The organism is Streptomyces sp. NPDC048461 (assembly GCF_055587105.1).
Map to the genome: position 1 here is coordinate 96900 of NZ_JBVJGW010000022.1, position 20747 is coordinate 117646.

General features: G+C 73.9%; 23 protein-coding genes. 9 read left to right on the top strand and 14 right to left on the bottom strand.

All coding sequences use genetic code 11. The features are described 5' to 3' along the window. Positions 1-71: 71 nt before the first annotated feature. A complete protein-coding gene (locus ACZ6S8_RS30210) occupies positions 72-269 on the bottom strand; it encodes a hypothetical protein (protein WP_469460591.1) in 198 nt (65 codons plus the stop codon). A 234-nt stretch (positions 270-503) separates the two neighbouring features. Here ACZ6S8_RS30210 and ACZ6S8_RS30215 point away from each other — a divergent pair, with 234 nt between their 5' ends. The 3 genes from ACZ6S8_RS30215 (at position 504) to ACZ6S8_RS30225 (ending at position 3255) form a co-directional block, all read left to right on the top strand. Next, on the top strand, positions 504-998 hold the full coding sequence (locus ACZ6S8_RS30215; protein WP_469460592.1) for a hypothetical protein: 495 nt from the start codon (positions 504-506) through the stop codon (positions 996-998). 286 nt (positions 999-1284) lie between these two features. Continuing rightward, complete coding sequence (locus ACZ6S8_RS30220; protein ID WP_469460593.1) at positions 1285-2148, top strand: SAM-dependent methyltransferase; 864 nt, start codon at positions 1285-1287, stop codon at positions 2146-2148. Positions 2149-2151: 3 nt separating this feature from the next. Beyond that, entirely contained in the window at positions 2152-3255 is a 1104-nt protein-coding gene (locus ACZ6S8_RS30225; protein WP_469460594.1) for a terpene synthase family protein, read from the top strand. An 87-nt stretch (positions 3256-3342) separates the two neighbouring features. Here ACZ6S8_RS30225 and ACZ6S8_RS30230 read toward each other — a convergent pair whose 3' ends face one another. From ACZ6S8_RS30230 to ACZ6S8_RS30260, 7 genes are all read right to left on the bottom strand, one after another. Further along, entirely contained in the window at positions 3343-4752 is a 1410-nt protein-coding gene (locus ACZ6S8_RS30230) for a cytochrome P450 (protein WP_469460595.1), read from the bottom strand. Continuing rightward, complete coding sequence (locus tag ACZ6S8_RS30235; protein WP_386529296.1) at positions 4749-5369, bottom strand: GTP-binding protein; 621 nt, start codon at positions 5367-5369, stop codon at positions 4749-4751. Before ACZ6S8_RS30235 ends, ACZ6S8_RS30230 begins: the two co-directional genes overlap by 4 nt. Continuing rightward, on the bottom strand, positions 5350-5709 hold the full coding sequence (locus tag ACZ6S8_RS30240) for a DUF742 domain-containing protein (protein WP_469460596.1): 360 nt from the start codon (positions 5707-5709) through the stop codon (positions 5350-5352). Before ACZ6S8_RS30240 ends, ACZ6S8_RS30235 begins: the two co-directional genes overlap by 20 nt. Continuing rightward, a complete protein-coding gene (locus tag ACZ6S8_RS30245) occupies positions 5706-6110 on the bottom strand; it encodes a roadblock/LC7 domain-containing protein (protein WP_383919524.1) in 405 nt (134 codons plus the stop codon). The genes ACZ6S8_RS30240 and ACZ6S8_RS30245 overlap by 4 nt, the downstream gene beginning before the upstream one ends. A gap of 6 nt (positions 6111-6116) precedes the next feature. Further along, positions 6117-7643 carry a sensor histidine kinase gene (locus ACZ6S8_RS30250; RefSeq protein WP_469460597.1) on the bottom strand — a complete coding sequence of 509 codons (1527 nt, stop codon included), beginning with the start codon at positions 7641-7643 and terminating at the stop codon, positions 6117-6119. A gap of 421 nt (positions 7644-8064) precedes the next feature. Beyond that, complete coding sequence (locus ACZ6S8_RS30255; protein ID WP_469460598.1) at positions 8065-9501, bottom strand: sensor histidine kinase; 1437 nt, start codon at positions 9499-9501, stop codon at positions 8065-8067. Between the two features lie 88 nt (positions 9502-9589). Further along, positions 9590-10267 carry a response regulator transcription factor gene (locus tag ACZ6S8_RS30260; RefSeq protein WP_469460599.1) on the bottom strand — a complete coding sequence of 226 codons (678 nt, stop codon included), beginning with the start codon at positions 10265-10267 and terminating at the stop codon, positions 9590-9592. A gap of 137 nt (positions 10268-10404) precedes the next feature. Between ACZ6S8_RS30260 and ACZ6S8_RS30265 the strand changes: the two genes are divergently transcribed. From ACZ6S8_RS30265 to ACZ6S8_RS30280, 4 genes are all read left to right on the top strand, one after another. After that, positions 10405-11064 carry a hypothetical protein gene (locus ACZ6S8_RS30265; protein WP_469460600.1) on the top strand — a complete coding sequence of 220 codons (660 nt, stop codon included), beginning with the start codon at positions 10405-10407 and terminating at the stop codon, positions 11062-11064. A 161-nt stretch (positions 11065-11225) separates the two neighbouring features. Continuing rightward, entirely contained in the window at positions 11226-11447 is a 222-nt protein-coding gene (locus ACZ6S8_RS30270; protein WP_469460601.1) for a hypothetical protein, read from the top strand. Positions 11448-11650: 203 nt separating this feature from the next. Next, positions 11651-12178, top strand: coding sequence for a DoxX family membrane protein (locus ACZ6S8_RS30275; RefSeq protein ID WP_469460602.1), 528 nt, complete (start codon positions 11651-11653; stop codon positions 12176-12178). A 261-nt stretch (positions 12179-12439) separates the two neighbouring features. Beyond that, positions 12440-13834 carry an MFS transporter gene (locus tag ACZ6S8_RS30280; protein WP_469460603.1) on the top strand — a complete coding sequence of 465 codons (1395 nt, stop codon included), beginning with the start codon at positions 12440-12442 and terminating at the stop codon, positions 13832-13834. Positions 13835-14029: 195 nt separating this feature from the next. On the opposite strand, the gene nadE is transcribed toward ACZ6S8_RS30280, so the two are convergent. The 4 genes from nadE to ACZ6S8_RS30300 form a co-directional block, all read right to left on the bottom strand. Further along, on the bottom strand, positions 14030-14860 hold the full coding sequence (gene nadE / locus ACZ6S8_RS30285) for an ammonia-dependent NAD(+) synthetase (RefSeq protein WP_469460604.1): 831 nt from the start codon (positions 14858-14860) through the stop codon (positions 14030-14032). 228 nt (positions 14861-15088) lie between these two features. Beyond that, complete coding sequence (locus tag ACZ6S8_RS30290; RefSeq protein WP_469460605.1) at positions 15089-16042, bottom strand: hypothetical protein; 954 nt, start codon at positions 16040-16042, stop codon at positions 15089-15091. 160 nt (positions 16043-16202) lie between these two features. Beyond that, positions 16203-16592, bottom strand: a complete 390-nt coding sequence (locus ACZ6S8_RS30295; RefSeq protein WP_469460606.1) for a hypothetical protein — start codon at positions 16590-16592, stop codon at positions 16203-16205. A gap of 145 nt (positions 16593-16737) precedes the next feature. Beyond that, entirely contained in the window at positions 16738-17592 is an 855-nt protein-coding gene (locus ACZ6S8_RS30300) for a class I SAM-dependent methyltransferase (protein WP_469460607.1), read from the bottom strand. Positions 17593-17983: 391 nt separating this feature from the next. Here ACZ6S8_RS30300 and ACZ6S8_RS30305 point away from each other — a divergent pair, with 391 nt between their 5' ends. After that, a complete protein-coding gene (locus tag ACZ6S8_RS30305; protein WP_383919555.1) occupies positions 17984-18259 on the top strand; it encodes an isoamylase early set domain-containing protein in 276 nt (91 codons plus the stop codon). Between the two features lie 115 nt (positions 18260-18374). Here the strand turns inward: ACZ6S8_RS30305 and ACZ6S8_RS30310 are convergent, their stop codons facing one another. Next, positions 18375-18752: an STAS domain-containing protein gene (locus ACZ6S8_RS30310; protein ID WP_469460608.1), complete on the bottom strand. Its 378-nt coding sequence runs from the start codon at positions 18750-18752 to the stop codon at positions 18375-18377. 339 nt (positions 18753-19091) lie between these two features. Here ACZ6S8_RS30310 and ACZ6S8_RS30315 point away from each other — a divergent pair, with 339 nt between their 5' ends. Next, the gene (locus ACZ6S8_RS30315) at positions 19092-19364 is read left to right on the top strand and encodes a hypothetical protein (protein WP_469460609.1); all 273 of its coding nucleotides are present in this window, start codon (positions 19092-19094) and stop codon (positions 19362-19364) included. 235 nt (positions 19365-19599) lie between these two features. Here the strand turns inward: ACZ6S8_RS30315 and ACZ6S8_RS30320 are convergent, their stop codons facing one another. After that, positions 19600-20346 (bottom strand): phosphotransferase family protein, encoded by a 747-nt coding sequence (locus ACZ6S8_RS30320; RefSeq protein WP_469460610.1) that lies wholly within the window; start codon positions 20344-20346, stop codon positions 19600-19602. Positions 20347-20747: the final 401 nt, after the last annotated feature.

Genomic DNA, 20747 nt, shown 5'->3' on the forward strand with positions numbered 1-20747 from the left:
CGGTCGAGCCGGATACGGGCCGGGCGGATGCCGCGGGCGTCGGCGGGCGTCGGCGGGCGTCGGCGGGCCGGTCAGGACCGCCCGAAGCGGTCCCTGCGCTCGACCCGGTCCCATCCGGCCGGGGCCGGCGGGCGGGGCACCGTCCGGCCCGCCAGCACCCACTCCCGCTCCAGGCGGTCGTAGATCGGAGAGTCGGACTCGGTCCATGCCGCCCGGAGCGGTCGCGGGCCCCCGGTGGTCGCCCGCGCTGCGAACATCGTCTCCTGCATGCCGGACCAACGATTCCGCTCCCCGGGACGTGGCGGCACGTGACCGTTTCGTCACCACGGCCCGCACCACCCGCCCGCACCGCCCGACCGCCCGCACCGCCCGCCCATGCCGTCCCACGCCGCGCCGCCACGCGCCGCCCGGCACCGTGCGGATCCGTGACAGTCGCCCCGCAGGGCCGTCCGATGGGAGATCATGCAGGCGCCGGGACGATCGCGGGGACCGAAGGGACGCCGATGCCCACCACACCCGACGCCGAAGGGGCCGACCTCGGCGAGCTCGTCGCGCACGCCGCCGCCGGGCAGGGCGGCGCGCTGTGGCGGCTGCGGGACGACGGCCGCCAGCTCGACGCCAACGTGGTCCGGCTGCCTCCCGGGGCCGAAGTCGCCCCCCACACCGAAGCCCACCTCGACGTCCTGCTCGTCGTCGTCGCGGGCGGTGGCCGCCTCAGCCTGGCCGGCGGCGGGCGCGAGGTGCGCCCCGGGTCCGTCGCCGTCCTGCCGCGCGGCGCTCCGCGGGGGCTCGCGGCCGGTCCGGAGGGGCTGGTCTTCCTCACCGCCCACCGGCGCCGGGCCGGGATGGGCATCGGCCGTCGCCCCGGGCCCGACGACGCCGCCCCGTGCGGCCTGCACCTGGTCTGCGGACAGTGCTTCCACCACGCGATCGAGGCCGCGGCACGCTTCTGCAGCCGTTGCGGCACCCCTCTGCCGCGGCGGACGCCGGGCGGCTGACCGGCAGCGACCCGGTGACCGGGACGAGCGTGCGCCTGCGGTGCGCGCCGGCGCACGCCGGAGCGTCAAGAGAATGCTTTCTTCGCGGAATCCCGAGACTTGTGCTGTCCGGGTGGGCTGACGCGAAGCAGGAGAAGTGCCACGATGATCCGTGCTTCAACAGAGTGCCGGGGCGGTGCGTGCGGTAAGCGGCGGCGCAGCGCGCCCTGGCAGCCCTACGCCACGAAGGGGCGGACATCACATGAGCGTTTCACCATTCGTATCGTCCTTAGGCGGCGGTCAGTCCGTGAGCGACGACGACAAGGTGCGGCTCTACTACAGCCGTAAGACCAAGGACATCCTGTACAAGTACGGCCCGGGTCCGCGCGTGCACTTCCACATGGGACTGTTCGCGCCCGGGGCCCACCCGTACACCACCGTGGCCCAGGGTGAACTCAAGCAGCGCATGGTCGACTCGCAGGAGGCGATAGTCGAGCACGCCGCCCGCTCGTGGGGCGCGTACGAGAAGCCTCCGCGCCGGATGCTGGACATCGGCTGCGGCCTCGGCGGCAGTTCCCTCTACTGGGCCCAGGAGCACGGTGCCTCCGTCACCGGGCTGACCATCGCCGCCGAACACGTGCCGATCGTCTCGCGCTTCGCGGCCCAGGCGGGGGTCGGCGACCGCGTCACGCCCGTTCTGAGAGACGTGCACGACCTGGACGAGACGCACGCGTACGACGCCGCCTACGCGAACGAGAGCAGCGGCTACACCGACCGCGCCCGGCTCTTCGAAGTCGTTGCCCGGGCGCTGCGGCCCGGCGGGTGGTTCGGGATCCAGGAGCACTTCGTGGTGCGTCCCGAGACGCGCGCGTTCATCGACGGCTACTACCGGACGCGGCTGGGGACGCGGGCGGAGTACCTGGCCGCCGCCCGGGCGGCCGGATTCGAACTGGAGCAGGACGAGGACGTCACCGACCGGGTGGCGGAGTTCTGGGTGCAGTCCATGGCGTGGAACACCGCCGAACTCGACCGGCTGCGCGCCGGCGCCCCGCCGTCGACCTGGACCGCCGAGCGGCTCGGGGAATCGACGATCGTGCACAGCAAACTCTTCCGGATCTGGCGCGACCACGCGATGGAGACGCGGCTGCTGCGCTTCCGGATCGGAGGCTGAGCCGTGGAGATCGGCAAGCCGGTGCGCCCGTCCCGCCTCGGAGTCGAACTGCCGCCGTTCTACTGCCCCTTGGAGCGTGACCTGGTCCACCCCGACGCCAAGGAGGTGGAGGCCCGGGCGGTCGGGTGGCTCGACGCGTTCGGCCTCTATCCCGACCCGGTCGAGCGCGCCTGGGGACTGGCCACGCACAGCGCCGACTTCTCCTGCCGCATCGTTCCCCGCGGCGACACCGAGGCGGTCCTGCTCTTCACCGAGTGGAACTACTGGGCCAACGCGGTCGACGACTGGCAGGACTCGGGGGCCGCCGAGGTGCGGACGGCCGCGGTCACCGACCACGGCGTACGGCTCCTGCGGACCCTGGAGAACCCCGGCGCGGGGGTCCTGCCGGACGGGCCCGCGACCCGCGCCCTGGCGGACCTGGTGCGGCGCACCCACGCCATGCTCAGCCCGTTCGAGCTCCGCAGGTTCGTCGAGGGGACGCGGGACTGGCTGCTCGGGGCCGCGTGGCAGGCCGCGCAGGCCGAGCGCGGGACGATGCCCGCGCTGAACGACTTCGTCGCCATGGGAGGGCTCGCGAACGGCACCCGTTTCTCCCTGACCTGGTCCGACGTCGCGGGCCGGGTCCGGCTCCCGGCGGACACGCTCCACGGGCCGGCCCTCCAGGCGCTGACCGATGCGGCGGGCTTCGTCGTCAGCGCCGACAACGACCTGTTCTCCTACGACAAGGACGACCACCTGGAGCCGCGGGAGGTGAACCTGGTCAACGTCATCGCGCACGAGCAGCGCTGCCCGCCGGCCGAGGCGGTCGCGCTCGCCGTGGCCCTGCGCGACCGGGTACTGGGTCTCTTCCTCAGGCTGCGGGCCCGGCTCGCCGACGGGGCCGACGAGCCCCTCGCCCGCCATCTGGAGGCGCTGGGCCACTACGTGGCGGGCTGCATCGCCTGGCAGAGCCGGGCGCCCCGGTACGCCAGCCCGCGCAACCGGTACGAACTCCCCGTACCCGGGGCGCGGTTCACGGTCCGGTACGCCGAGGTGCCCAGCCACGCCGGTACCGGGCCGCCGCCGCTGCCGGCGCTCGCCCGGTGGTGGGACCAGGAGCACGCCTGAGGAACGCCGAGGGCCCCGGCCGGCAGCGGCCGGGGCCCTGGGGATCGGAGCCCTCGCGATCCGGGCCGGCGCGGGCCCGGGTTCCGGTCAGCCGAGGCCGATGAGGCGCCGCCACCAGCTGGACTTGCGCCGGTGCTGGGCCGGTACGTGGGCCGGCCCGGTCACGGGCCGCGGCGGGACCGGGACGTGCGCGGGATGGCCGGAGGGCTGCTCCGGGTACGGGTACGGGTACTCGCCCGCGTCCTGGACGGGGCGGGCGGCGAACCGCACCGGCAGCGCCAGCAGGTGACGGGACATCAGGGTGCCGCGCCAGCGCAGGTCGTCCGCGGGGACGGCGAGCTGGAGGTCGGGCAGGCGGTCGAGCAGCACCTCGATGCCGGTGTCCGCGATGGCGCGGCCGATGTCCTGCCCGGGGCACTCGTGCGGTCCGCTGCTGAACGCGAGGTGCGAGCGGTTGCCGTGGACGGACGCGTCGGGGTCGGGGCGGATCTGCGGGTCGGCGTTGCCCGCGGCCAGGCCCAGCAGGACCATGTCCCCGGCCTTGACCTGCTGTCCGCCGAGCAGGGTGTCCCCGGTGGCCCAGCGCCCGATGATCGTGTTGATCGGCGGTTCGTCCCACAGGACCTGTTCGAGTGCGTCGGGCAGGGTCAGGTGGCCGCCGGAGAGGCTGGCGCGGAACCGCCGGTCGGTCAGCACGGTCCGCAGGGTGTTGGCGATCAGGTTGGCGGTGGTCTCGTACGCCGCGATCAGCACCACCCGCAGGTGCATGAGCACCTCGGTGTCGCTCAGGTTCGCGGGGTGCTCCAGCAGCCAGGAGGCGAGGTCGCGGGCCGGCTTGGTCTTCCGCTCGCCGACGAGCTGCTCGAGCGTGGCTGTCACGTACCGGTCGCTCTCCAGGGCCGTCTCGGTTCCCTGCAGCATGTCGCGTGCCGCGTTGACGAGGCGGGGACCGTGCTCGTCGGGCGCTCCGACGAGCTGGGTCATCACCAGCATCGGGAGCTGGTCGGAGAAGGCGGACACCAGGTCGGCGTGCCCGTCGGCGGCGATCCGGTCGACGAGCTGGTTGGCGAAACGGGTCACGTAGCGACGGATGCCGCGCTTGTCGAAGCGCTGCAGCGATTCCACGACCGCCCCGCGCAGCCGCTCGTGGACCGGGCCGTCGGTGAAGTTGCACACCGGCACCCAGGTCACCATGGGGCCCAGCGGGGTGTGGGCGGGGACCCGACCCTCCTTCAAATCCCGCCAGACCCGCGGGTCTCGGGCGAACCGCGTCGGGGTGCGGGCCACGTCCAGGTTCTCGCGGTGGCCGAGGACCAGCCAGGCCGGGAGGTCCCCGCTGACCAGGACCGGGGCCACCGGGCCGTGCTCGGCCCGCAGCTTCTCGTACAGGCCCATCGGGTCGGCTTCCGCCTCCGGCCCGTGCAGCCGGCGCAGGCCTCCCGGGGTCGCCGGGGCGTGGGCCGGGCACTGGGGCGGCGGGATCGGGTTGGTGCTCACATTGCCTCCGGGGTTGCTGCCTGGGAGTGCAGGTAGCGCATGAGGGTCAGCAGGACGTCGCGGGACGAGTCGCGCCGCCTGGCGTCGCAGGCGAGGATCGGGACCGCGGCGGGGAGGTCGAGGGCCTGGCGCAGCTCTTCGACCGGATGCTCGGGCGCGTCGGGGAAGGAGTTGACGGCCACGACGAAGGGCACGCCCCGCTCCTCCAGCCGGCCGATGACGTCGAAGCTGATTTCGAGCCTGCGGGTGTCGAGGAGCACGACCGCGCCGAGGGCGCCCTCGAAGAGGCCGCGCCACAGGAACCAGAAGCGCTCCTGGCCGGGCGTGCCGAAGAGGTAGAGCACCAGCTCGTCGTTGATGCTGATGCGGCCGAAGTCCATGGCCACCGTCGTCGTGGTCTTGCGCGCCACGCCGCTCGTGTCGTCGACACCGACACCCGCCTTGGTCATGGTCTCCTCGGTCGTCAGCGGCTTGATCTCGCTGACCGCACCGACCATGGTCGTCTTGCCGACGCCGAAGCCGCCCACGACGACGACCTTGACGGCGGCGGCCGCCGACTGCGGGAGTATGTCCTCGCTCCGGGGCCCGGCGGGCGCGTCAGAGCTTCTGTAGTCCATCGATCACTGCCTCGATCAGAGCAAGGTCGGGAAGTTGGGCGGCGGGCACCGGCGGTCGCACGAACACCCGCTTTTCGGTGAGCAGGTCGCTGACCAGCACGGTGACCGCGCTCACGGGCAGGCCGGCGTACGCGGAGATCTCGGCCACCGACAGCGGCGCGTGGCACATCCGCAGGATCGCGGCGTGCTCCGGCTGCATCCCGGGCCGGGCCGCGGCCTTCGCCACCACCAGGGTGACGAGGTCGATGCGGGTGGTGCTGGTCGGCCCGCTGCGGCCGCCGGTGATGACGTAGAGCCGTTCCGGGCTGGCTTCCTCCCAGCTGGGCGGCGGCTGCCTCACGCGAGCTGCCCGTCGTGTCGGGGCGGGCTGCTCAGGTGCTCTCCAATCCGGCTCACGAGGGCCCGCATCTGCGCCCCCATCAGGCCGGCGTCCACGCCCTCGTCGGCCAGGACGGCCAGGTAGGACCCGTCGCCCGCGGCCATGAGGTAGAAGAACCCGCCGTCCATCTCGATGACGACCAGGCGCATCCGCCCCTTGGAATGGGGCAGTTCCGCGGCCACGGCCCCGGCCAGGCTCTGCAGGCCCGCGCAGGCCGCCGCCAGGCGGTCGGCCGTGTCCGTCTCGGCTCCGAACTGCGCCACGCACAGGCCGTCGGCGGACAGCACGATCACGTGCCGCGTCTGCGGCACCCCCGCCGCCAGGTCCTTGAGCATCCAGTCCATGCTGCTTCGCTGTGTCATCACTGCTTACGTCCCTTTGGTCGCTGTGCCCGACGGGTCTTCGCCGCCCTGGCCGGGCAGGCCGGACAAACCGCTGTGGAAGGCCTCCAGCCACATGCCGGGAGCCGCGTCCGGCGCGGTCCGCGGCGCCGCGGCGAACGGGGCGTCCGGAGTGTTGGCACGGTCCTTGCGGCGCCGCTGCGGCAGGCCGCCCGCGGTGCGCTCGGCGACCCGTACGGTCTCTTCCTCGACGGCCGGCCGGGACCTGGCGGGCCCCATCGGACCGGCGGCCGGCGCGCGCACCGCGGGATGGTCGGCGGGGTGCTCCCGCGGCGCGGGGGCCGCGGCCCTCGGACCGGAGGAGGCGCCGATGCCGTGGGCCAGACCGGTCGCGGCCGAGGCGCTGGTGATCAGGTCCTGCGGCACGATGAGCACTGCCCGGACCCCGCCGTACGCGGAGGAGCGCAGGGCGACCTGGAAGCCGTACGCCTGCGCCAGGCGGCCGACCACCGCGAGGCCGAGCCGGGGCGTTTCGCCCAGGTCGTTGAGGTCGATGCCGGTCTGGGCCTGGGCGAGCATCTGCTCGGCCCGCTTGCGGGCCTCCTCGCTCATGTTCACCCCGCCGTCCTCGATCTCCACGGCGATGCCGGACTGGACCTCGACGGCCGTCAGGTGGACGCGGGTGTGCGGCGGGGAGTAACGGGTGGCGTTGTCCAGCAGCTCTGCGAGCGCGTGGATCAGCGGCTCCACCACCGGTCCCACGACGGCGACTTCGGAGACCGAGTGGAGTTCCACCCGCTGGTAGTCGATGATCCTCGACATCGCCCCGCGCAGGACGCTGTACAGGGTCACCGCCCTGCTCCACTGGCGGCCGGGGCGGGCCCCGCCCAGGACGGAGATGGAGTCGGCGAGCCGTCCGACGAGGGCGGTGCCGTGGTCCAGGCGCAGCAGGTCGCCGAACACGTCCGGATTGCGGCCGTGCCGGTCCTCCATCTCCCGCATTTCCTGGGCCTGCTGGTGGACGATCGCCTGTACCCGGCGGGCGATGTTCACGAAGGCCCGCTGCGCCGAGTCGCGCAGGTTCTCCTCGGCGTCGACGGCGTCGACGACCCGGGCGAGCACGCTCTGCAGGGCCGCTCTGAACTGTGGGGTCAGGGCGGGGTCGTTGCCCCACCGGTTGCCGTACCCGCCGCGGCCGCCTAGGGAGTTCAGCACCTCTTCGGGGAACTCGCCCTTGCGGAGCCGCTCGATGGCCTCGATCAGTACGACCTCGGACAGGTGCACGGTCTCGGCTTCCTGCCGGGACAGTGCGTGGTGGAGGGCGGCGACCTGGTCGCGCTGTGCCTCCATGGCCCGGCCGCGGCGCAGCGCCTCGCAGAGGGCCACGACGGTGCAGGCGGTCCCGATGGCGACCCAGGCGGTCCGGGAGGGGCCCGAGGAGGTGATGAGGGCCCCGGCGAGGGAGGCGACGGCCACGGCCGCGATCGCGGGCAGGAGCCGGCTTATCCCTGTCTCCGAGCGGGCGGCTTTGCGTCGGAAGTTTTCTTGCGCCATCAAGTTCCTCGAACCGTCGAAAGGGGGGATTCCTATGACCGGTGGGCGAGCATAACGGCGTCCAACTCGCGTTTTCCGGAGTTTCGTTGGAGTTCATCGGACCGGAGGAACGAATACGGGCCATTGTCGACACGCGGATGATTCGCGGTGGCCCCGCACGCTTCGGTGACGGCGGAGAAGTCCGTGGTCCGGGGTGTTTCGATCGAACGCGGGAATTGCATTCGAACGAAATTCCCGAACCATTCCGGCCGCAAGTCGGCCACGCCGGCGGGTCCGGGGTGGTGCGCACGCGCACCGCTTGTGCATACCGGTCCGGCCGGGCGCCGTTCCGTGCCGCGGGACGACGTCGCCACAGGCCGGGGGCCGCCCGCCATGATCCGAAAGACGGCCTGACCCGGGCGCGTGCCGCGGGCCGGCCGGGTCACGCAGTCGGCTGGCCGAGGCCGTCAGGCGGCAGGCCGGGACCCTGCGCCGGGAGGCGGTCGTGCGCCGGGAGGCGGACGACGAGCCGGGCGCCGCGGGCCGCCGGTTCGGCGGTCACCGAGCCGCCGTGGTGGGCCGCCAGGTCCCGGACGATCGCCAGCCCCAGGCCGGCCCCGCCGTCGTCGCGGCTCCGCGCGTCGTCGAGGCGGGTGAACCGCTCGAAGACCCGTTCCCGTTCTGCCGTCGGTATGCCGGGCCCGTCGTCGACGACCTCCAGGACGGCGGTCCGCCCTTGCGGCCCGTCGGACGCACGCAGGACGACGTCCACCCGGCCCTCGGCGAACCGCTGTGCGTTGTCGAGGAGGTTGGTGACGATCCGGGTCAGCCACGGTCCGTGGCCGGTCACCCGGATCCCGGAGGCGAGGTCCGTACGGACCCCGACCCGGTCGCCGGCCCGGGCCGCCACGGTGTCCCGGACCAGAGCGGTCAGGTCAAGGGGGACGGCCGGTACGGGCTGGGCGGCATCGATCCGGGCCAGGAGCAGGAGATCGGCCGCGAGGTGCTGGAGCCGCTCGACGTCCTGCAGCGCGCCGCCGATCAGCTCGGGCCACAGCTCCGGGTCGCGGACGGCGAGGGCCACCTCCAACTGCGTCCGCAGCACGGTGACGGGACTGCGCAGCTCGTGGGACGCGTCGGCGATGAACCGCCGCTGCCGGACCCCGGAGGCCTCCAGCCGGTCCAGCGTGGCGTTCATCGTCTCGGCCAGGCGGGCGACTTCGTCGCGGGTGTCCGGGACCGGAACCCGCCGGCTCAGGTCCCGGTCCGAGATCGCGGCGACCTCCGCGCGGATCTCCTCGACCGGACGCAGCGCCCGGCCGGTCACCCGCCAGGTCACGAGGGCGACGGTGGCGAGGAGCAGCGGCACCCCGAGGGCCAGCGCGGCGGTGGTCGTGTCGTCGGCGGCGTCGACGTCGCGCAGCGAGGCGCCCGCGTAGACCATGACGATCCCGTCGGGTGTGTCGACGACGACCTGGGCCACGCGGTGGCGGTGCCCGTCCGCGAGCGGGACGACGTTCCTCGTGCGCAGACGGGTGCCCGGGCGGATCGTTCCGGCGGTGGCGAGCGGGGGAGCCCCGATCATGTTGGGGCTGGACAGCAGGACGCGGCCGTCGGCCGAGACCACCTGGAAGAACTCGACGCCGGGGGAGGGGGCCCGGACCCTCCCGAGGTTGCCGACGGCCGCGAGCCGGGCCACCGACTCGGCCTGGCGCCGCGCGTCGTTCTCCGCGTTGCGCAGCAGGTCCCGTTCCAGCAGCCCGACCAGGGCGAAGGACGCCAGGGCCAGCGCCGTGGCCACCACGGCGGTGGCCCCGATGGTGGCCCGGGCCCGGACCGTGGCCGGCCACCAGCGCTGCCGCGGCAGCCGTCGGAGCACGCGGCGCGGCGTACGGAGCCCCGGGACGCGAAAGCCGAGCGTACGGAGCCCCGGGCGCGGCGTGCGGGGGCCACTACCGGTCGCGTGGTCAGCCACCGTCGGCCGCCAGCCGGTATCCGGCGCCGCGCACGGTCTCCAGGGCGCACCGGCCGAAAGGGGCGTCGATCTTCCGGCGCACCGCGCTGACGTGGACCTCCACGACGTTGGGGTCGCCGTCGAAGGCGCTGTCCCACACCTGCTCCAGGATCTCCCGCTTGGGCACCACCTCGCCCGGCCGCCGGGCGAGGTACTCCAGGACGGCGAACTCCCGTGCCGTCAGCCTGATCTCCGTACCGGCGCGGGAGCAGACGTGCCGGGCCGGATCGAGCGCGAGGTCGCCGAACTCCAGGACCTGCGGGCTCCGTCGACCCGTGCGGCGGCCGAGCGCGCGGAGGCGGGCGACCAGGACGAGGTAGGAGAACGGCTTGGAGAGGAAGTCGTCGGCGCCGGTGTCCAGGGCCTCCGCCTCGTCGTACTCCCCGTCCTTGGCGGTGAGCATCAGGATCCCCGCCTCGTTGCCCGCCGCGCGCAGCCGGGCACAGACCCGGTAGCCGTTCAGGCCGGGCAGCATGATGTCGAGGACGATCAGGTCGTAGGCGTGCTCGGTGGCCATCCACAGCCCCTGCGGTCCGTCGAACGCCACGTCGACGGTGAAGCCCTCCGACTGGAGGCCCCGCTGCAGTGCCACGGCCAGCCGCCGTTCGTCCTCCACCACCAGTACGCGCATGCCGAACAGGGTCTCAGGCCCGGCTGCGCGCCGGCTGAAGGGGTCTTCAGGCGGCTTCAGGTGGGCTTCAGGGTGCGCTCCGCACGCTCTGCACGACCGGGCGCGGTGCCCGGGTGGTGTCCTGAGGAGTCACAGGTATGTCCGAGTCCGTCCCGCCGTCGCAGCAGCCCGAACGCGCCACCGAGCCCCCGCCCGTGCACGTCCCCGGGGAACACGGTCCCGGGGAGCGCGCCCCCGGCGAACACGGTCCCGGAGCCGGCTTCCGGGGCCGGAAGGGGCTGGTCCGCCTGGTGCCCCGGGGCAGGGGAGCCCGCTGGGCGGCGCTCGGGGCCGCCGTGGTGATCGTCGCCGGCGGTGCGGCGGTCGCCGGGGTGGCCGTCGCCGACCGGCACTCCGACCGTCGCCCCGTCGGGGCGCGCGAGTTCCGGCTCTCCTACGAGGACGGCGCCCGGCGCGCCGGCCCGGGCCCGGGCGAGTACCGCGCGGGCGAGCGGCACCAGCGGACCGAGCGGGGTGTACCGGTGCCGCACGACGGGTCCGGCGACGGCGGCCCGCGACCGGCGCTGCCGAAGGCGGCTCCGGCGCCGCTGCCGTCGCTGGGGATCGCGGAGGCGGCCGGCAAGGCGGCGGGAGCGGTCAGCGGCGGCACGGTGGAGAGCCTGCGGGTGGTCGGTCAGGAGGGCGGCGGCAGTGCGTGGGCGGCGGTCGTCATCGGACCCGACGGCGTCCGGCACGCCGTCACCGTGTCCGGCGCGGACGGCACGGTCACCGGCAACACCGTGATCCCGGGACGTTAGCGACGGGCGGTGCTCCGGCGGTGCTCCGCGGCTCGACGGCGGTTCGACCGCGGTTCGACCGCGGTTACGGAGGCATACGGACTCCAGCGGGCCCCGGAGCCGCCGCACGGCCCCGGGCCCGTACGTGACCGGTGCGGTGCGGCGGGCGAGGGGGAGGACACGTGGACAAGCAGGTGCTGGTGGGGGTGGCGGCGATCGTCATGGGGCTGGTGGTGCTCGGCGGAAGCGGCTTCCTCGCCCGCAAGGCGGCGGAACCCGACCACGTCTTCGGCCGGGCCAACGCGGCGCACCCCGTCTTCGCCCGGGTGATGCCCCTGATCGTGGGCACGGCGATGACCGTGATGGGCGTCCTGGTGCTCACGGGTGTGCTCGGCGCCCGCTGACGTGGAGCCCTGCAGGGCACCCGCGGATGTGGTCCCCGAGGCGGCGGCCCCTCCGGGGTGCGCGGCCCGGGCGCTGCGTGCCCCCGCGCCTTCGTCCGGGGGCTCCGTTCGGCGGATCCGGGGCGGGTTCGGGGTCCGCGGCGCCCGCAGTGGATACGGATGGAGGAGTCGATTCGTGTCCGGCCGACCCCAGGGAGACTCCGATGAGCTGCATCAACCGACGTGACCTCGCATTGCTGGCGCTGCGGGCCGGGACCGGGGCGGTCCTGATCGCCCACGGTACGCAGAAGCTGTTCGGGTGGTTCGGCGGCGGCGGCCTGGAGCAGACTTCGGCCGCGATGGAGCACATGGGGTTCACCCCGGGGCGGCACAGCGCCGTCGCCGCCGGTCTCGGGGAGGCCGGCGGCGGGGCGCTGCTGGTGCTCGGCCTGGCCACCCCGGCCGCCGGAGCCGCGGCGGCGGGAGCCATGGCGGGAGCGGTGGCCGTGCACGCCCCCGCCGGGTTCTTCGCCCAGGGCGGTGGGTTCGAGTACCCCGCCTTCCTCGGGTTCACCGCGGCCGCCATCGGCCTCGCCGGCGCGGGCAGGTACTCCCTCGACCACGCCACCGGCCACACCTTCGACCGGTCCTGGATGCTCGCGCTGGCCTTCACCGGCAGCGCGCTGGCGGCTGCCGCGGTGGTCACCAAGCGCGCGCAGACCGTGGCGCCGGACCCCGGGCCCGAGGCCTGACCGCGCCGGAGCGCCCCCGCCCACGCCCACGGCGGCGTCGGTGACCGGGCCGGCCCGGTCAGGCCGTGGTCCCGGACTCCCGCTTCAGGCGGAGCTCCGTTTCGTCGGCGCCCGTACGGCCGGCGCTGCGCGCCTTCGGCCCCCCGGCGGCGGGATATGCGACGGTCGTGCCGGCAACGACGGCCCGTCAGTGCCGGGCTGCTCGCGGACGAGGCCGCAGTTCCTCAGGACACCGGAACCGGCAGATGGGCAGGTGGCGGCATGACGGGTACGGCGGCGCCGGGAGCCGAGGGGGGTGCGGGGGCGCGGCGCGTGCTCGTCCCGCTGGCTTTGGCGCAGTTCATCTGCAGTTTCGCCGGCTCCAACATGAACGTGATGATCAACGACATCAGCAAGGACCTGGACACCACCGTGCAGGGTGTCCAGGTCGCGATCACGATCTTCCTGCTGGTGATGGCGGCGCTGATGATCCCGGGCGGAAAGCTGACCGACAAGTGGGGGCGCAAGCGCTGCCTGCTGGCCGGGCTGGTGATCTACGGGGTGGGGGCGCTGCTCAGCGCGGTCGCGCCGGGACTGGGCGTGCTGATCCTCGGGAACTCGATCCTGCAGGGTGTGGGCACGGCGCTGCTGATCCCGCCCGTCTACATCCTGACCACGCTGCTGTTCACGGGCACGGCGGCGAGGGCGCGTGCGTTCGGCGCGATCATGGCTCTGGGCGGGATCGGGGCGGCCGCCGGTCCGCTGATCGGCGGGCTGATCACGAGCGCGATCAGCTGGCGGGCCGCGTTCGTGTTCCAGGCGCTGGTGATCGTGGTGATCGCGCTGCTCAGCCGCAAGATCGACGATCCGCTGCCGCCCGACCCGGCCCAGCCCTTCGACACCGTGGGTGCCGTGCTGTCGGCGGCGGGCCTGGTCCTGCTGGTGACCGGCATCCTGGCGGTCGACGACAACGGCTGGCTGGCGCTCGGCCTGCTGCTGGCCGGTGCGCTGGTGCTGGTCGGCTTCTTCGCCTGGGTGCGCGGACGCGAGCGCGCCGGCCGGGAGGCGCTGCTGTCGACGGACCTGTTCCGCAACCGCACCTCCAACCTCGGCCTGATCACCCAGAACACGCAGTGGCTGATGTTGATGGGCGTCTCGTTCACCGTCGCCGCCTACCTGCAGGTTGTCCGCGGGTACGACGCGATCGAGACCGGCGTCATCTTCACCGCCGCGACCCTCGGCATCCTCGCCACCTCGCTGGCCGCCGAGAGGCTCGCCCGGCGCCGTGCACAGCGCACCCTCATCATGGCGGGCTTCGTCACGACGAGCGCCGGCATCGCGGTGCTGCTGGTCCTGGTCGCCTGGAAGCCCGGTGCCTGGGCGTTCGCCCCGGGCCTACTCCTGATCGGCCTGGGCCTGGGCCTGATGCTCACCCCGTCGGTGAACGTGGTCCAGTCGTGCTTCCCGGAGACGCAGCAGGGCGAGATCTCGGGCCTCTCGCGCAGCATCTCCAACCTGGGCTCCTCCCTCGGCACGGCCGTCGCGGGCACGATCCTGGTCTCGGGGCTCAGCGAGGGCGCGTACGCGGCGGCCATGGTGGCGCTCGCGGTGGTCGGCCTGGGCGGGCTGACCGCCGCGGCACTGCTGCCGCGCACCGGCCGACCCCCTGCCGCCTGAACCGAGATGAGGACACCGCCGGGGCCGCCGCAGCGACAGTGATCTTGTCGCGGCATGCGCGGGGGCCGGTCCTGCCCGAGCCCGTCACCTGTCCGGGCCCGGGCGCCGCCGACCGGGCCCGGGTCTCCTGCTCCTCCTGGGAACGGGGATAGGCGGGGCCCGTCCTGCCGCGCCCCCGTTACCGGGCCGTGGGCGTCACGGGGCGATCGGCAGCCGGCGCTTGTGCTCGGTGAGGCGGTAGCGGCGGACGATCGTCTCGAAGGCCCGCTCGGCGATCGGCTTGCCCTCCAGGAAGTCGTCGATGTCGTCGTACGTGACACCGAGGGCGTCCTCGTCGGCCTTGCCCGGGGCGAGGGTCTCCAGGTCCGCCGTGGGGACCTTCCACACCAGCTCCGCCGGTGCGCCCAGCGCGTCGGCGACGGCGCGCACCCGGCGCTTGGTCAGGCCGGTCAGCGGGACCAGGTCGGCCGCGCCGTCGCCGAACTTGGTGAAGAAGCCGGAGACGGCCTCGGCCGCGTGATCGGTGCCGACGACCAGGCCGTCGTGCGCGCCGGCCACCGTGTACTGGGCGATCATCCGCTGGCGGGCCTTGATGTTGCCCTGGACGAAGTCCTGGTGCCCCGCGTCCCGGAAGGCGGTGCCGCCGGCCAGGGAGGCCTCCAGGGCGGCGTCGCTCGCGGGCTTGACGTCCACGGTCAGCACCCGGTCGGCCCCGATGAACCCCAGGGCGAGCTGGGCGTCCTTCTCGTCGGCCTGGACGCCGTAGGGCAGCCGCATGGCGTAGAACGTCGCGTCGTGGCCGGCCGCGCGGGCCCGCTCCACGGCGAGCTGGCAGAGCCGTCCGGCGGTGGTGGAGTCCACACCGCCGCTGATTCCGAGGACCAGGGAGCGCAGACCGGTGGAGGTCAGCCGCTCGGCCAGGAAGGCCGTACGGCGCTCGATCTCCTGCGCGGCGTCGAAGGTCTGCGCGACCTGGAGTTCCCGGGCGATCTCCTGCTGCAGGGCGGTGGATGCCGGCCGGCTCACGGCTGCTCCTCGTGGTCGTTCGTCGATGGTGCGTGGTGCGCTGTCCCGTCGACCCTAGTCGAAGGCGCCGGTCCGGTTTCCGGCGACCGCCGCCCACGGCTCCGGCGGCTGCGGGACGACCGCCCGTCGGCCGCCGCCCGACGCACGTCGGCCGCCGCCCGCCGCCCGCCGCCCGACGTACGACGGCCGGTGACGGCGCCGTCCGCCCGGCCCGCGGCGCGGCCGGTCTCAGGCGCCGGCCGCGATCAGCGAGGCGGCGAGCCGCATCCGTTCGTCGAGCTGCTTCCTCGCCCGGTCCAGCGTCTCGGCGTTCCGCTCGATCAGCTGCTTCTGATAGGCGGTCTCGACCGCGTACCAGGTGCCGACCAGGTTGGTCCGCTGCTTGCAGTCCACGTCCTGCTTGGCGGTGGCGATCGCCCTCGGCCCGCTCAGGTCGGCCTCGGAGATGCCGGGCGGCGGGTCCATCGGGTTCTCGGCGGTGTAGCCGTGCTCGGCCATGCACGCGCTCCATGCCGCGATCACCTTCACGACCCGGCTGTCCTTGCGGGAGCGGGCGAACCCGTCGAAGCCGAAGGAGTGCGGGACCATGCCGTCGACGGTGTCCGAGGTCGGTGCGTACAGCTTCAGGGCGCTCTCGCGCAGGCAACCGCCCGCCGGGACCTTCTGCCCGCCGACGACCGTGGTGGCCGCATCCGAGGTCTCCGCCTCCTCCTGGTTCGTCGGCACGGGCTTGGCGGGGTCCACCTCCAGTCCGTGCAGCACCAGTTGCTCGTTGGGGCCGAGGGGCGGCTGCGGCGGCTTCGGGGCGCCGGCCATCCGCGGGTTCTCGTACCCGATCCGGGCCGCGTCGGCCGCGTCGGAGAGGCCGTAGCGCCGGGTGTCGCCGGGCTCGTTCGCCGCCGGGGCCTTCCGGCGGAGCTGGTAGCGGAAGCCGTAGCGGCGCATGCACTGGTCGACGAGCACGTCCTGCGCCTCGTCGAGGATGCCGAGCTGGCGCGCGTCCGGTACGTACGGGGCCAACGGGAAGGCCAGGGAACGGGTTTCGAGCAGGGCGGGGACCGCCCCGATCGCGGGTTCGGGTCCGGGGCCGTCGGCGCCCGACGGGGAACACCCGGTCAGCAGGAGCGTCAGCGCGACCGCGCAGGCGGTCGGTACGAGGAGCGCGGGGCGCGGCGGGAACATGGGGGCTCCGATGCGGGGGCGGCCGGAACGCGGGCGCGGCCGCTCCGGCCGGCGCGTGCGGGCGGAGCGGCCGGCGCGCGTGCGCGGACCGGGAGGTCTGCGAGATCTGCGAGATCTGAGAGGGCTTGCTGAGCGCGCCTGAACTGGCTCTGTACCGCCTCTAGTTGAAGTAGGCGGACGATATCGAGTTGGTGAAGGTCGCGCTCGTGTTGCCGCGGGCGCCGGCGGCGATCGTGGCGCCGTAACCGCTGCCCTTCCAGTCGGTGTGGACGTTCCACGAGTAGACGTCCCGGTTCGAATAGGACTCCGTCCAGTCGTTCGTCAGCTGGTACGCGCAGCTCTGCGAACCCTTGAAGAAGTCGTCCGCGAAGTTGCTGTCCGAGACGTTGAGGTCCAGGACCGAGTTCTGCTGGTTCTGGTAGCAGAACAGGCCGAACTCCCCACTGGTGAGCCAGCCGTCCTTGTCCGCGGCCGAGGCGGAGCCGGCCCCGAGGGTGGCGAGGAGCAGGGTGGCGGCCGCGACGGTGTGCAGGGAGCTGCGGAGCTTCATCAGTCATGCCTTTCGGTCGAACTGTCACGAGGTCGGTGGGCGGGACGCCCGGCCGCAGCGGGCCGGGACATGACCGCGAAGAAGTGGATCACGCCGGCACCGACCCCGCAACTGTCCCTGAAGCCAGGGGCATTGATTCCGGCCGTCAGGCCTGCGGGGGGCTGTCCTTGCCGGGATGGCGGCCCCAGGCGGTGATCATGCCGGCGGACAGGTCGGCGCAGTCGGGGGAGTCGAGGTACCGCACGGCCGCGTCGATCGCGGCGCCGTCCACCCGCCCGGTCGCGGTCATCGCCGCGCTCGCGCGGTCCCAGGTTCCGGCCCAGAACCGGCTGATGGGGCTGCCCGGGGTCAGGGGCGGGACGTGGATCTCGGCGGCGACGTTGTCCAGCCCGGCGGTGCGCAGCAGCTGCGGGTAGCGGGGTGTCCAGGAGACGTCGGTGCCGATGGTCTCCCGCAGCCCCTGCCACATGGCCCCCATGGCCCGGGTGTACGGGGTCGCGGGAGCGGTCGCGCTCGTCAGGTCGACGGCGTCGCTGAGGACGAGCACCCCGCCGGGGAGGAGCAGCTCGCGGAAGCTGCTGATCAGGTGCTGCCGCGCGGGCAGGTGCATCAGCACGAAGCGGGCGTGGACGAGGTGGAACCGGCCGGGATCGAACGCCGGGTCGGTGATGTCCGCCTCCAGGGTGGCCAGTCCCGGCTCGGGGCGGGCGGCGAGGAAGCGGACGTTGCGGTCGACGGCCAGCACGCTCGCGACGCCGGCCTCCCGCAGCAGCCGCCGGGCGACGCTGCCGGTGCCCGCCCCCAGTTCGAGGCAGCGCCGGCCGGGTCCGGCTCCGAGGCTCCGCAGCCGGGCGAGGGTGACGTCGTCGTAGGCGAGCGCGCCGAGGTCGATGCGCTCGTCCTCCCCGGCCCGGTCGGGCGGGAAGACCGCCGTGCCGTAGTGGCCGGGGGCGGAGGCCTCCGGGTGGACTCCTCCGCCGGACGGGGCGTCTGCGCTCATGGACGGTCACCGCTTCCCAGGGCCGGGCGGACCGGTGCGGGCGGTGGGTGCGCGGGGGGCGCGTACGCGGTCGTGGGGCAGGGCCACCACCCGTGGTGCCCGCGCTTTCAGTATGGCCGCGGGGCGGCCCGCCGACGACCGCTGCCCCTGCCGGCCCCGGCGGCCCGTCGTCCGGCGTCCGCCGGACGGGTTGAGGCGGACGGCCGCCCCGCGTTGCGGCGGCCGCCCGGGCGGGGGCTGGTGTGGAGTGGGCGGGCTGACCGGCCCCGACCGTCCCGACGGCGGACACAGCGGGCAGCTCCCCGCTTCCTCGGCGCCGTCGCACGGCCCGGGGGCCCGGGGGGCGGCGCTGCGGGCCGTGTACCCAAGACCGACCGGCGGGAGCCGACACGTGCTGGAACGCAAGCTGCGCAAGGACCACACCGAGGTCACCTTCGTCCTCCCCGCCGACTCCCCGCCCGGACCGGTGAGCGTGGTGGGCGACTTCAACGGCTGGCAGCCCGGCGCGCACACGCTGGTGCCCCGCAAGGACGGCAAGCGCGCCGTCACGGTGGCCCTGCCCAGCAAGTCCGCCCACGCCTTCCGGTACCTGGCCGCGGGCGACTACTGGTTCAACGACGAGAGCGCCGGGGACCGCGAGGGTTCCAACAGCCGCCTCCACACCTGAGCCGCCGGCGCCGGCCGGCCCTCGGGCCTCCGGCGGCGTGACGCAGCGGGTGGCCCGGATCCACCGGATCCGGGCCACCCCCGCGTCGGCGGCCGGACGCCGGCCCGCGCGCGGATCAGCCCGCCGGTCCCGGGTCGAGGGGGAACAGGGCCACGGTGCCCGTCATCTCCAGGAGGCTGCGGAGCTGGTGGTTGGGGCACGCCAGGCGGACGGCCGAGCCCGCCTCCACCGCGGTGCGGCGGGCGCTGAGCAGGGCGTTGAGCGCCGAGGAGTCGCAGAAGTCCAGGCGGGAACAGTCGACCACGACGCTCCTCGCAGCGGACGCGTGCGCCACGGCGGCGGTGAGGGCGCGGCTCAGGACGGGTGCGGAGTCGAGGTCCATCTCTCCGACGGGCCGCACCACCACGGCGCGGTCCAGGACATCCACGTCGATGTCCGGGACATCCACGGTGATGTCCTCCCCTCCGGCCTGCGGGGCAGGGCGTTCGGTCATGCGGGATCACTCCTTGATCGACGGGCGTGCACCGCGGCAGCCCGCTGTTGCGGTCGCGTTCCGGTGGATGGAGATGATGGCTCGGGGCCGATTACCTCATCGTGGAACACTCGGAAATCTACCTCAGCGAAGACAGACATTGCACGCCGGCCCGGTGATGGTTTCTCGTGCGACCGGAAGGATCAGCCGGGTGAGGTGACGTATGCCGCCCACCGGGCCGGGCGGGGAGCCGCGGTCCGGAGCGGCCGCCGGGCGCCCGCGTCCCCGCCCTTCCCGGGATGGCATCATGGGCCCGCGCCGGGTGCCGGCACGTCCGTCCGCAGTCGGCCGAGGAGTCGCATGGTCCCGTACGCCCGAGCCGTCGCCCTGGCGGTGGCGCTCGCTCTCGCGGTGGCCGGGGGCCTGGCCCTGGTGACCGGCCGCGTCCTGTTCCCGTGGCTGCGCCGCAGCGTCCGCCGGCCCGGCCTCTGGGGCGCGGGCAACGTGCTGCTGGCGGGCGCGATGACCGGTGCCGTCGCCGGGACCCCGGCGCTCTGGCCCTGTGCGGCGCTCGCCGTGGCCGGCCTCGTGCTGATCGGCGCCGCGCAACTGCTGCCCGCGCCGGCGCGCTGAGACGTCATCTCGTTTGGCCGGTCGGCGGTAGCAGATGAGGGTCCTCGGAGCCGCGACGGCGCCTCAGGCGGCACCCGTTGAAAGAGCATTCACAACTCGTCCTGCCGGCGGTAACCGCAACGACGACACGGCGATTGCGTACCGCACTCTGCCGAGAGTAAGGGCGAGCGATCGCCCCGGGGGCGTCCTGCTCGATGCGTCAGAAGGCATAAATTGCAGTCGTGCCTGCGCAGCCTCACATCCGGGATCTGAGTACGTCGACCTCACAACCTGGCGCGAACGGGTCGAAGCCGTGCTCGATCAGCCAGCGAACCGCCAGCAGGCTTCGCAGCGACCACCACGCGTGGATCACATCGAGGTCGATGTCGCTGCCATAGCCGGCGATGACGTCGCCGAGGTGCTCCTCGTGTCCGAGCGTGAAGGTGGCGAGGTCGTACAGGGCGTCACCCTGCCCCGCCTCGGACCAGTCGATGATGCCCGTGACCTCGTCGCCGTCGACGAAGACGTGCGCGATCTGCAGGTCGCCGTGCGTGAACGCCGGAGCCCACGGCCGGAGCGCGGCTTCGGCGACCTGGCGGTTGCGGGTGACCAGGTCAGCAGGCAGGAGGCCGTTCGTCACGAGCAACTCGCACTCCTCGTCGAGTTCGGCCGCCAGCGCTGCGATGCTCCGGCCGGCCCGGCCGGGTCGGGCCGGCAGCGGCGCGTCGTGCAGCTTCCGGATAGCGGCGCCCGCCGCGGCCCACGCCGCCGGCGCGCCGGTCGACGGCCTGCCGAGGCGCCCAAGCGGCGTCCCCGGGAGGGCGGTGATCGCAAGCACGGGCGGCTTGCGCCACAGGACCTCAGGGGTCGGCACCGGCGCGAGGGACATCGCCTCGACCTCGACATCGATGCGTGCCTGATCGGCGTCCACCTTCAGGAACACGTCGCCGACACGCAGGGTCGCGCGCTCGGAATGGGCGACAACGACTTTGACCTCATCCATGGTCGGCCAGCATTCCGGGGGTGATCGCCGACGTCGCCTGGATTATCCCGTGCGATGACGCGACCGACCGCATCCACACCTGGCGGCCTCGTGCGCGGCATCGACCCCTGACCAGGTCAGGTTCACCACTTTTGTTGGGAGCCCTGAGCCCCGCTGCCCACGGCCCGCTGCCCACGGCCCCGCTGCCCACGGCCCGCGGGCGGGGCGCGTCCGGGTGTGGTGGGGGCGCGTGCGGATGTCGGCGCGCCCTCCTCCCGGGTCATCCCGGGGCGGGGCCGCACGAGCGGACGCGTTCTCCGATTGGCTGGTGTCACGCCACCTGAAGGGGGACGCCGCCGTGCATCCTGCCGAGCTCTCCGCCCGCACCCCGATAGCCGCCGCCGCGCTGCGCGCCCACGACG

Coding starts and splice junctions, on each gene's coding strand:
- ACZ6S8_RS30210 (WP_469460591.1), bottom strand. CDS start 269: ATGCAGGAGACGATGTTCGCAGCGCGGGCGACCACCGGGGGCCCGCGA.
- ACZ6S8_RS30215 (WP_469460592.1), top strand. CDS start 504: ATGCCCACCACACCCGACGCCGAAGGGGCCGACCTCGGCGAGCTCGTC.
- ACZ6S8_RS30235 (WP_386529296.1), bottom strand. CDS start 5,369: ATGGACTACAGAAGCTCTGACGCGCCCGCCGGGCCCCGGAGCGAGGAC.
- ACZ6S8_RS30245 (WP_383919524.1), bottom strand. CDS start 6,110: ATGACACAGCGAAGCAGCATGGACTGGATGCTCAAGGACCTGGCGGCG.
- ACZ6S8_RS30250 (WP_469460597.1), bottom strand. CDS start 7,643: ATGGCGCAAGAAAACTTCCGACGCAAAGCCGCCCGCTCGGAGACAGGG.
- ACZ6S8_RS30260 (WP_469460599.1), bottom strand. CDS start 10,267: ATGCGCGTACTGGTGGTGGAGGACGAACGGCGGCTGGCCGTGGCACTG.
- ACZ6S8_RS30265 (WP_469460600.1), top strand. CDS start 10,405: ATGTCCGAGTCCGTCCCGCCGTCGCAGCAGCCCGAACGCGCCACCGAG.
- ACZ6S8_RS30275 (WP_469460602.1), top strand. CDS start 11,651: ATGAGCTGCATCAACCGACGTGACCTCGCATTGCTGGCGCTGCGGGCC.
- ACZ6S8_RS30280 (WP_469460603.1), top strand. CDS start 12,440: ATGACGGGTACGGCGGCGCCGGGAGCCGAGGGGGGTGCGGGGGCGCGG.
- ACZ6S8_RS30290 (WP_469460605.1), bottom strand. CDS start 16,042: ATGTTCCCGCCGCGCCCCGCGCTCCTCGTACCGACCGCCTGCGCGGTC.
- ACZ6S8_RS30295 (WP_469460606.1), bottom strand. CDS start 16,592: ATGAAGCTCCGCAGCTCCCTGCACACCGTCGCGGCCGCCACCCTGCTC.
- ACZ6S8_RS30300 (WP_469460607.1), bottom strand. CDS start 17,592: ATGAGCGCAGACGCCCCGTCCGGCGGAGGAGTCCACCCGGAGGCCTCC.
- ACZ6S8_RS30310 (WP_469460608.1), bottom strand. CDS start 18,752: ATGACCGAACGCCCTGCCCCGCAGGCCGGAGGGGAGGACATCACCGTG.
- ACZ6S8_RS30315 (WP_469460609.1), top strand. CDS start 19,092: ATGGTCCCGTACGCCCGAGCCGTCGCCCTGGCGGTGGCGCTCGCTCTC.
- ACZ6S8_RS30320 (WP_469460610.1), bottom strand. CDS start 20,346: ATGGATGAGGTCAAAGTCGTTGTCGCCCATTCCGAGCGCGCGACCCTG.